Source organism: Pseudomonas sp. St386 (assembly GCF_018325865.1).
Classification (GTDB): domain Bacteria; phylum Pseudomonadota; class Gammaproteobacteria; order Pseudomonadales; family Pseudomonadaceae; genus Aquipseudomonas; species Aquipseudomonas brassicacearum.
Genome location: NZ_AP021900.1, coordinates 4,743,007 through 4,753,034, shown reverse-complemented (window position 1 = coordinate 4,753,034; position 10,028 = coordinate 4,743,007). Strand labels below are relative to the sequence as shown.

The window sequence follows — 10,028 nt, the reverse complement described above, 5'->3', positions numbered from 1 at the left end:
AAAAGGCCGTCGCCCAACAGCGACGGCCTTTTTTTTAATCTTTTTCGCGAATGATAAATAAACTCATTCCGGTTTTTGCCAAGTGCTGCGTCTTACTTAGGTATGTGGGCAAATCGGGTCGGGCAGGACGTCCAGGCACCGGGTTTGTCCAGCAAAGATTTCGCCGTCGTCCAGCCAGATGACCGTGCCCGGGGAGGGGCCGGTCGGCCATGCACTGACATTGCCTTGGGGCAATCGACCGTGCGGGTTCACGTGTGCTGGCGAGCGGCGGGCCCTTCGGCCCCATGGACTTTTACTTCTACCAATAATAGAGAGCACGATGTCATCCATTCATGAGTTGAAACCTCTGTTCAAGGCACTCGTCATGTCCCGCGGCCTGCGTTCGCGGCGTGTGTTGGCCGGTCTGGGGTTGGTCTGCGTACTGCCCCTCAGCGCTCAGGTGATGGCTGAAGACGTCAGCATCAACATTCCTGCGCAACCGCTGCCGCAGGCACTGCAAGCGTTCGGTCAGCAGACCAACCAGCAAGTGATCTACAACGCTGCTGATATGGCCGGCCTGAGGAGCACCCGCGTCAGCGGCAAGATGAGCCCGCAGACGGCCATTGCCGAATTGCTCAAGGGCACTGGCGTGCGTTACAGCGTCGAGGGCAATACCTTGATGCTGGTGCGCGGTTCTGCCGGTGAAGGCCTCGAGCTGGGCGCGACCACCATCAGTGCAGAATCGGTGGGCGCTACCACCGAAGGCAGCAACTCATACACCAGTAACGCCGTGACCATCGGCAAGGGCACCCACACCCTCAAGGAAATTCCCCAGTCGATCACCGTGATGACGCGCAAGCAGATGGATGACCAGAACCTGGTCAGCCTCAAGGACGCCGTCAACCAGACCACCGGCATCGTCGGCCTGCAGGGCGTCGGCCAGGGCATGATCCTGTCGTCCCGCGGTTTCCAGATCGACGACTGGCAGTACGACGGTGTGCCGATCCCGCGTAACACCTATTCGCTGGGCAACTGGGCGACCCAGGACCTGATCTTCTTCGACCGCCTGGAAATCATGCGCGGCGCCTCCGGCCTGCTGCAAGGCACTGGCAGCCCCGGTGGTGCCGTCAACCTGGTGCGCAAGCGTGGCCAGAACGCACCCACCGTGACCTTGACCGGCAAGGCCGGCTCCTGGGATCACTACGGCCTGCAATTGGACGCCGGCGGCCCGCTGAACCAGGCCGGCAACATTCGCGGCCGCATCGTCGTCGACGAAGACCAGAGCAACTCGTTCGTCGACCATGCGTGGAGCAAGACCCATTCGCTGTACGGCGCGCTGGACGTCGACCTGAACGAAGACACCACCCTGGGCTTCGCGGTCAGCCAATCCAACGGCGAATCGCGCGGCAATATCCGTGGCTTGCCACGCTACGCTGACGGTTCGATGCCGGACGTGTCGCGTTCGACCTATACGGGCGCGCGCTGGAACCGGTCAGAAATCGATGTCACCACCTATTACACCGATCTGGAGCATCGCTTCAACGATGGCTGGGCCTTCAAGGTCGGTGCCGTGTACATGACCGAAGACAACCAGGCGAAAAACCAGCGAGTCCAAAGGGGTGGTGGTCTCTTGGCGGATGGCAGTGGCGTGCAATATGCCGACTTCGTGACCGATTTCCAGTCCACGAAGGCTGGTCTGGACATGAACCTGACTGGCAAGTTCGAAGCCTTGTCGATGGAGCAGGAAGTCATGCTGGGCGGCAACTTCTCTCAGTTGGAGACGGATGATCGCTACGCCCGTACCTTCAACAACACCAGCGACTCCATCTTCGATCTGAACAATGATCGTCCGGACATCAGCTATGAAAGTTTGATCAATAGCCCGGGCGGCCAGGGTACCCTCAGCAAATACGATATCCGCCAGAAAGGTGTGTACGGCACCTGGCGCGTCAAGCCGGTCGACGACTTGACGCTGGTGCTGGGTTCCCGGGTCAGTTGGTATGACTACAGCTACAAGTCGAAAACCGAAACCGCGGCCAACGGTATTGTCACCAACACGCCAAGCACCGGAACTGAAACCGGAGTGGTCACGCCCTACGGCGGTATCATCTATGACCTGAGCCGTGAATGGGCCGTGTATGCCAGTTATACCGATGTGTTCCAGCCGCAGACCAACCTTGATACCAGCGGTTCGGTGCTCAAGCCAATAGTCGGTACCAACTACGAAACCGGCCTTAAGGGCGAGTTGATGGATGGTCGGGTCAATACCTCTCTGGCCGTCTTCCGCTATGACCACGAGAACCGTGCCGTCTCCATCGCCGGCTGTACTGGACTGAACTGCTCCTCTGCCGCGGGGAAAGTGCGCAGTCAGGGTATCGATGCTGAGATCAGTGGTGAAGTGATAGACAACTTGCAGCTGTTCGCGGGCTACACTTACAACACTACCAAGTACTTGGAGGACACTGACAGCAATGAAGGCAAAATCTTCAGCACCTGGACGCCGAAACACATGCTGCGGGTGTGGGGCAACTACCAGCTCACTGGCGACTGGAGCCGTGTCAGCACCGGCTTGGGCTTCACCACCCAAAGCCACACGATGGTTTACGACTATGATCGTGAAATCCCGGGTTACACCGTATGGAACGCCCGTGTCGGCTATCAGCTGACGCCGGAAATCGCTTTGGCGGTCAATGCCAACAACCTGTTTGACAAGACGTACATAACGTCCGCTTACAACCAGCTCAATGGCAACAACAATTTTGGTGATCCGCGCAATCTGATGTTCAGCGTGACTTACAAACCGCAGTTCTGATTTGCGCGAGAACTAGAAAAACGTCTTGTGCGTAATGTTGTTCACTTGGAAAAACGGCGCTTCTTTCAGGAATTGGGAGGCGCCGTTTTTTTTGGGCGTGGGGAGGGGGCATATCCGTTTCTTCGGTAGTGGCTACTGGCGGTTCCGCTCTTACAGCGGGTCACTTTCGAAAAGCCGGAATGCCGGCCCAGGCGAAAGTAACCAAAGCGCTTTTGCCCCACCACTCGGCACCTCGCTTAGGCTCGGTGTGCCCTCACTCCGGCATTGCTCCGTGGGCCCGCCGCGAAGGGCCATCCATTGCCCAGCGCGGCTACCTCGGCATCCATGCCGAGGTGCCCACTACGCAATACCTGCGTTCGGCCAGCGTGGTTAACGGGGCGCCTGAGATCAACGTCCACCGCGAGGCGGCCTAACAGCCGGCCTGGTTCTTGGTGAGACCGCGTTTCTCCTGTGGGAGCGGGCTTGCTCGCGAAAGCGGTGGTTCAGTTTGCAGTGATGTTGGCTGTGCTGGCGTCATCGCGAGCAGGCTCGCTCCCACAGGTTTTTTGTGTCGTGTGCAGATGCTGTGAACACCCGCCAACCCCATGTGGGAGCGGGCTTGCTCGCGAAAGCGGAGGGTCAGTTTTCGGTGATGTTGGCTGTGCCGACGCCTTCGCGAGCAAGCCCGCTCCCACAGGTTTTTTGTGTCGTGTGCAGATGCTGTGAACACCCGCCAGCCCCATGTGGGAGCGAGCCTGCTCGCGAAAGCGGTGGATCAGTTTGCTGTGATGTTGGCTGAGCCGACGCCTTCGCGAGCAAGCCCGCTCCCACAGGTTTTTTGTGTCGTGTGCAGATGCTGTGAACACCCGCCAACCCCATGTGGGAGCGAGCCTGCTCGCGAAAGCGGTGGATCAGTTTGCTGTGATGTTGGCTGAGCCGACGCCTTCGCGAGCAAGCCCGCTCCCACAGGTTTTTTGTGTCGTGTGCAGATGCTGTGAACACCCGCCAGCCCCATGTGGGAGCGAGCTTGCTCGCGAAAGCGGTGGATCAGTTTGCTGTGATGTTGGCTGTGCCGACGCCTTCGCGAGCAAGCTCGCTCCCACAATGGGATCGGAGTACGAGCGGGAGAGCCAGGCCGGCTGTAAGGCCGCCTCGCGCGCAAGCTTTGCTCCCACAGATTCTGCTCAAGCAGATCTGATGGGCGTACGACCGGGAGAGCCGCGCTGGGCCCAGAGTGTGTAAAAACCCCGAAGCCAACCCTTGCTATGATTCCCCAGGACTTCATCGCAAGGGCTGCCCATGAAACGCTTCATCCAAGGTGAACACCGAGATCAAACTACCTTGCTCCCCGAGAGCTTGGACGACTACGTCAGCGACACCAATCCGGTGCGCGTTGTCGATGTCTTCGTGGATGAGCTCGACCTGATCAGCTTGGGTTTTGACAGCGCTGTCCCCGCTAAAACGGGCCGACCGGCTTACCACCCTGCAGTCATGCTGAAGATCTACATCTACGGCTATCTCAACCGTATCCATTCAAGCCGGCGCCTTGAGCGCGAGGCGCAGCGCAACGTCGAGCTGATGTGGCTGACCGGTCGCCTGATGCCGGATTTCAAGACCATCGCCAATTTCCGCAAAGACAACGGAAAGGCCATTCGAGGAGTCTGTCGGCAGTTCGTCGTGTTGTGTCAACAATTGGGGCTGTTCTCGGAGCATTTCGTTGCCATCGATGGCAGTAAATTCAAGGCGGTGAACAACCGCGACCGCAATTTTACCAGCGCCAAGCTGAAGCGCCGGATGGAAGACATCGAGTCAAGCATTGCCCGTTATCTGAAAGCCCTGGATGAGGCTGATCGGGAAGAGCCCAAGTCTTCAGGGCCCAAAGGCGGCCTGGAAGAGAAAATCGCCAAATTGAAGGAGCAGATGAAGGCACTCCAAGCGATTGAAATACAGCTTGAAGCATCGCCGGACAAACAGATCTCGCTAACCGACCCGGACGCGCGCTCGATGATGATGACGAGCGGTCATGGCATCGTGGGCTACAACGTGCAGACAGCAGTCGATACCAAACACCATTTGATCGTTGCGCACGAGGTGACCAATGTCGGTCACGACCGTGATCAGCTTAGCTCGATGGCCCAGCAGGCCCGTGAGGCGATGCAAATCGAATCGTTGTCGGTGGTGGCGGACCGAGGGTATTACAAAAGCGTAGAAATCCTGGCCTGTCACGAGGCAGGGATCACAGCTTATGTGCCGAAAACGCTGAGCTCGCGGGCCAAATTTGATGGCCGTTTCGGCAATGACGAGTTTGTTTACGACGCAGACAAAGATGTCTACGTCTGCCCCGCCAAGCAAGTGCTGATCTGGCGCAACTCTTACGTCGACAAGGGCAAGAAGCTGGACGTTTACTGGCACTCCAACTGCCGAGCCTGTTCGATAAAGGCGCAATGCACACCGGCCAGAGAGCGAAAAATTCGGCGCTGGGAACATGAGGCGTTACTGGAGGAAATGCAGGCCCGGCTGAACAATGAGCCGCAGATGATGAACATCCGCAAGCGAACGGTCGAGCACCCCTTCGGGACGCTGAAGCAATGGATGGGAGCGACGCATTTTCTGACACGGCGGCTGGCTGGGGTCAGCACTGAAATGAGCTTGAATGTGCTCGCTTACAATTGGAAAAGAGTGATGAAAATCCTTGGTGCGCAGGGTCTGATGAAGGCGCTGGCGGCCTGAAAGCCTGCCGTTTTGCCCCGTTAATCAAGCTATGAAGCCTTGCTAGCGTTCGTAGGGGCCGCTTGGAGCTACAGGAACCCTTCAGGTTTTAATCAGTTGGCCAACACCTGTCGGCACTACGTGCCGACGATGTTTTTTCTGTTTTTACACACTCTGGGCCATGGATGGCCCTTCGCGGCGGCCCACGGAGCAATGCCGGAGTGAGGGCATGCCGAGCCTAGGCGAGGCACCAAGTGGTGGGGCATGTAGCGTTTTGCTTACTTTTGACTGGGCCGGCTTCCGGGCTTTTCAAAAGTGAGCCGCCGTAAGGGCGGAACCCTAAGCCGCCGTTACCGAAGAAACGGATATACACACCTACCCTAAGCGCTTTTCCCCTTCAATCGTACTGGCCAAAAAAACCTCGACCAGCGAATCAAGCAACGCATCATCAAAAATCATACTGCGATGACGCAACGGAGAATGCACCGAGCATTGCAGCTCCCCGGCCAGGCTGTAACCCTTTATCAAGGCTTCGCAAAACGCCAATTCTTCCGGAGTTTTTTCCGCCTGTGTCCACCAGCAACTGGGTCGTACCCGCACCGGTTTGAACGTGAACCCAGCAAAGGCCTCCAGCAACCGATCATGCACGGAGAACGCCTGAGCGTTCATGACTTCATCCTTGACGCTCTGCACGATTGACAGCAAATCGCCTCGCCCCGGCTCGATCTGGCGGGTGGCCCATTCATGGAATGCCTGGACCGTGCTGGCGGGGTGCTCTTGCCGGTAAGCCGCCGTGCGTTCGGTGAGGGTCGGAAACAGCAGGTCGAAATATTCGATGGCCTCCAGCAGATCCTGAGAGGCCGGGTCGGCCTGTTCAGCGCCTGGTAAATGCCGATGACGCGACAACGTCGCCGGGTACAGGTGTTCAGGAATCGTGCTGTCCACCAAGCCGAGAAAACTCACGGTGTGGCCCTGGCTTTCCAGCGTCGCGGCGATGTCCAGCGCGATGGCGCCGCCCAACGACCAGCCCATCAGGTAATAGGGACCTTGCGGCTGGGCCGTGACGATTTCCTGGCTGTAATCGGCAATCATCTCGCGCCAGGCTTCAGGCCCTGCGTGGGGTTCGCTGAAGCCGCGGTGCATGACGCCAACGGTGCGCGCCCGAGGTTGGAGTTTGCGCGCCAGCGGCTGGTAACAGAACACGATGCCACCGCTGGGATGCAGGCAAAACAACTGCGGCGCGCCGGTGGGGGTGGTGTTCAAGGGGACAAGACATGGGGTCTGTTCGCGGTGCTTTTGCGAAATGAACAGCGCCAGCTCGGCGACGCTCGGGTTGGCCAGCAACTCCTGCAGCCGCACGGTGATATTCAGGCGGGCCTTGAGTTGGGCAATCAGCTCGATCGCCAGGATCGAATGCCCGCCCAGTTCAAAGAAACTGTGATTGATCCCCATGCGCTCAACCTTGAGGGACTGTTGCCAGAGCTGCGCCAGGGCTTCTTCCAACTGTGTGCGGGGCGCCAGGTAATTCGAATGCCACAGACAGGCGTCCGGTTCCGGCAAGGCCTTGCGGTCAAGCTTGCCGTTGGCATTGAGCGGCAAGTGCTCGATGAACAGCAGATGGCTGGGCACCATGTAGTCCGGCAACTGCGCTTTGAGCGCGGTCAACAGACCTTCGCGTAACTCGGCCGTGGCCGGTTGCGTGGCGATCACGTAGGCGACCAGTTGCAGGCCGCCGGGGCCTTCATGGGTCAGCACGACACCATCGCGCACCGCCGGCAGGGTTTGCAGGCGAGCCTGGATTTCGCCCAGTTCAATGCGGAATCCACGGATCTTGACCTGATGATCCAGGCGTCCGATGTACTCGATGCTGCCGTCGGTGCGGTAGCGTGCCAGGTCGCCGGTGCGATACAGGCGTCCACCCGGAATAGGGTCGAACGGATCGGGGATAAACCGTGTGGCGGTCAGGTCGGCGCGCCGGTGGTAGCCGCGGGCCAGGCCGGCCCGGCCAACGTGCAGCTCACCGATGCAGCCCTTGGGCACCGGGTTCAGGTGCGCGTCGAGCAGATACCAGGACAGGTCGACGATAGGCTCGCCGATAGGGCTCGCGGCCTCGCAGTGCAAGTCATTCATCGACAGTGGTCGCCAGGTGACGTGCACCGTCGTCTCGGTGATGCCATACATGTTGATCAACTGCGGCGCCTGGTCGCCGAACCGTTCGAACCAGGGGCGCAAACTCTGCACATCAATTGCTTCGCCGCCAAAAATCACCTGACGCAACCGGTGGACGAGAGGCTGGCGAGGCGCGCAGGCGACCTGCAACAACGACTTGAATGCCGAGGGCGTCTGGTTGAGCACCGTGACGTTTTCCTGGCAAAGCAGGGCGTAGAAATCCTCCGGCGAACGGCTCACGGCGTGGGGCACGATGACCAGTCGACCGCCGTGCAGCAGGGCACCGAAAATCTCCCACACGGAAAAGTCGAAGGCATAGGAATGAAACAGGCACCAGACGTCCTGCTGATCGAAGCTGAACCAGTGGTCCGTGGCCTGGAACAATCGGTTGACGTTGTGGTGGGCGAGCAACGCGCCTTTGGGCTGGCCGGTCGAGCCTGAGGTGTAGATCACGTACGCCAGGTTATCCGGGTGCATCGGCACGTCAGGATTGTGCTCGGGATAGTCGCCATCGACAGCGACGGGGTCGAGCAACAAACAGTTGATGCCAGCGGGCAGCGCCAGCGATTCACGCAGATGGGCCTGGGTCAGGATCTGCGTGACGCCGCTGTCCTGGATCATGTAGGCCAGGCGGTCAGCCGGGTAGGCCGGGTCCAGTGGCACGTAGGCACCGCCGGCCTTGAGGATCGCCAGCAGGCCGATGATCATCTGCGGCGTGCGCTCGACGGCAATGCCGACCAATACGTCGGGCCCGACGCCTTGGGCGATCAGCCGATGGGCCAATTGGTTGGCTTGTCGGTTGAGCTTGGCATAACTCATGTGCTGCCCTTCAAAGGTCAGGGCGATGGCGTCGCCCGTGGCGGCGGCATGGGTTTCGATCAATTGGTGCAGGCACTGTCCGCGATGCAGTCGAGTCGGCTGGCGGTTCCAGTGGTCCAGGGTTTGCTGCTGTTCATCGGTGTTGAGCAATGGCAGTTCGCCGAGGGCGCGTTCGGGCGTCTCGATCAGGCCCCGCAACAGGTTCTGCCAGTGCTCGGCCATGCGCTCGATGGTGTCTGCGCGGTAGAGATCACGGCGGTATTCGAATGTCGCCACGATCTGCTGCTGTGAATAGTCGACATCCAGCGACAAGTCGAACTTGGCCTGGCTGTCACCGGTATCGAGAAATTCCAGCGTCAGTTGACCTCGGGTCGGCGCCGGCAGTGCGGGCGTGCCGGTGCGCCAGTTGAACAAGACCTGGAACAGCGGGTTGGCGCCCTGTACGCCGGGACGTTGCAACTGATCAAGGATCAGCTCCAACGGGTAGTCGGCATGTTCAAGCGCGGCGAGGGACAGCGCGCGTAGATCCCGGAGAAATTCCAACGTGCTGCGGGCCGAGTCGATCCGCGCCCGATACACCTGGCTGCTGACGAAAAAACCCACCAGGTCCTGGCTTTCATGGCTGTTGCGATTGGCGTTGGGGACGCCGACGGTAAAGTCGTTCTGGTTGCCGTAGCGGCCCAGCAACAATTGCCAGGCACCCAGCGCCACCACGAAAGGCGTCAGCCCCTGGCGTTGGCAGAATGCTTCCAGGGCCTGGGCCATTGCCGGGGCAAGCGCCACATGCACGCGTCCGGCCATCGGTTGCTGGCGAGTGGCGCGGGGGAAATCCTGGGGCAGTTCCAGCGTGGGCAGGTCGTGGCCCAGGTAATTGCTCCAGTATTCGCCGCTGCGCTGGCAGGCTGCGCTCTGCAAGTACTCGCCTCGCTGATGGGTGGCGTAGTCGGCGTATTGCATGGGCAGCGGCGGCAGCGTTGACGGATCGCCGAGCAAGGCCTGGGCATAGGCCTGGGTCATGTCCTGCATGAGGATCGTGTTGGACCAGGCATCGGAGACGATGTGATGCATGTTGAGCAACAGCACATGTTCGTCGCTGCGCAGCCGCAGCAGCGTTGCCCGCATCAGCGGCGCCTGGGTGAGATCGAACGGTTGCCGGGCATGCTGCTCGATGCGCTGTGAGAGCGCCAAGGTGCGTGCCGGCTGGTCGAGCGTGCCAAGGTCATCCCGGTGCAGGGTCAGGCAAACGTTGCGCTCGACCACCTGGCTCGCGGCGCCGTCGATTTCAATGAACGCGGTGCGCAGGATGTCGTGGCGGTCGATGACGCGATTGAGTGCCTGCTCCAGGGCGTCGGCATTGAGTTCGCCCGTCAGGCGCAGGGCGCGTGGCAGGTTGTAGGCCGAACGGGTCGGGTCGCGCTGTTGCTCCAACCACAAGCGTTGCTGGGCAAAAGACAAGGGCGCGCGGTCCAGCCGGCGGGAGCTTTCGTGCCTGTCGCCAGCGACATCCTCCAGCAGCAGCGTCAGCAGATCATCATCTAGCAGTTCGTTCATGGTGTTCTCG

At 59.9% G+C, this 10,028-nt stretch carries 4 protein-coding genes and 1 pseudogene; 4 read left to right on the top strand and 1 reads right to left on the bottom strand.

Features of this window, described 5'->3' with window-relative positions; all coding sequences use genetic code 11:
• Positions 1-319 precede the first annotated feature (319 nt).
• The 4 genes and pseudogenes from KI235_RS20890 (at position 320) to KI235_RS20880 (ending at position 5,500) form a co-directional block, all read left to right on the top strand.
• On the top strand, positions 320-2,791 hold the full coding sequence (locus KI235_RS20890) for a TonB-dependent receptor (RefSeq protein WP_212795279.1): 2,472 nt from the start codon (positions 320-322) through the stop codon (positions 2,789-2,791).
• A gap of 245 nt (positions 2,792-3,036) precedes the next feature.
• Positions 3,037-3,204, top strand: coding sequence for a nucleoid-structuring protein H-NS (locus KI235_RS20885; RefSeq protein WP_155499102.1), 168 nt, complete (start codon positions 3,037-3,039; stop codon positions 3,202-3,204).
• A gap of 224 nt (positions 3,205-3,428) precedes the next feature.
• Positions 3,429-3,820, top strand: a pseudogene (locus KI235_RS30690) (hypothetical protein); the annotation flags it as partial.
• 249 nt (positions 3,821-4,069) lie between these two features.
• Complete coding sequence (locus KI235_RS20880) at positions 4,070-5,500, top strand: IS1182 family transposase (RefSeq protein WP_212795278.1); 1,431 nt, start codon at positions 4,070-4,072, stop codon at positions 5,498-5,500.
• A 354-nt stretch (positions 5,501-5,854) separates the two neighbouring features.
• Here KI235_RS20880 and KI235_RS20875 read toward each other — a convergent pair whose 3' ends face one another.
• Positions 5,855-10,018, bottom strand: coding sequence for a non-ribosomal peptide synthetase (locus KI235_RS20875; RefSeq protein WP_212795277.1), 4,164 nt, complete (start codon positions 10,016-10,018; stop codon positions 5,855-5,857).
• Between the last annotated feature and the right edge of the window lie 10 nt (positions 10,019-10,028).

Excerpts from the sequence above, each read along its gene's own strand:
- KI235_RS20890 (WP_212795279.1), top strand. The coding sequence starts at position 320 with ATGTCATCCATTCATGAGTTGAAACCTCTGTTCAAGGCACTCGTCATG.
- KI235_RS20880 (WP_212795278.1), top strand. The coding sequence starts at position 4,070 with ATGAAACGCTTCATCCAAGGTGAACACCGAGATCAAACTACCTTGCTC.
- KI235_RS20875 (WP_212795277.1), bottom strand. The coding sequence starts at position 10,018 with ATGAACGAACTGCTAGATGATGATCTGCTGACGCTGCTGCTGGAGGAT.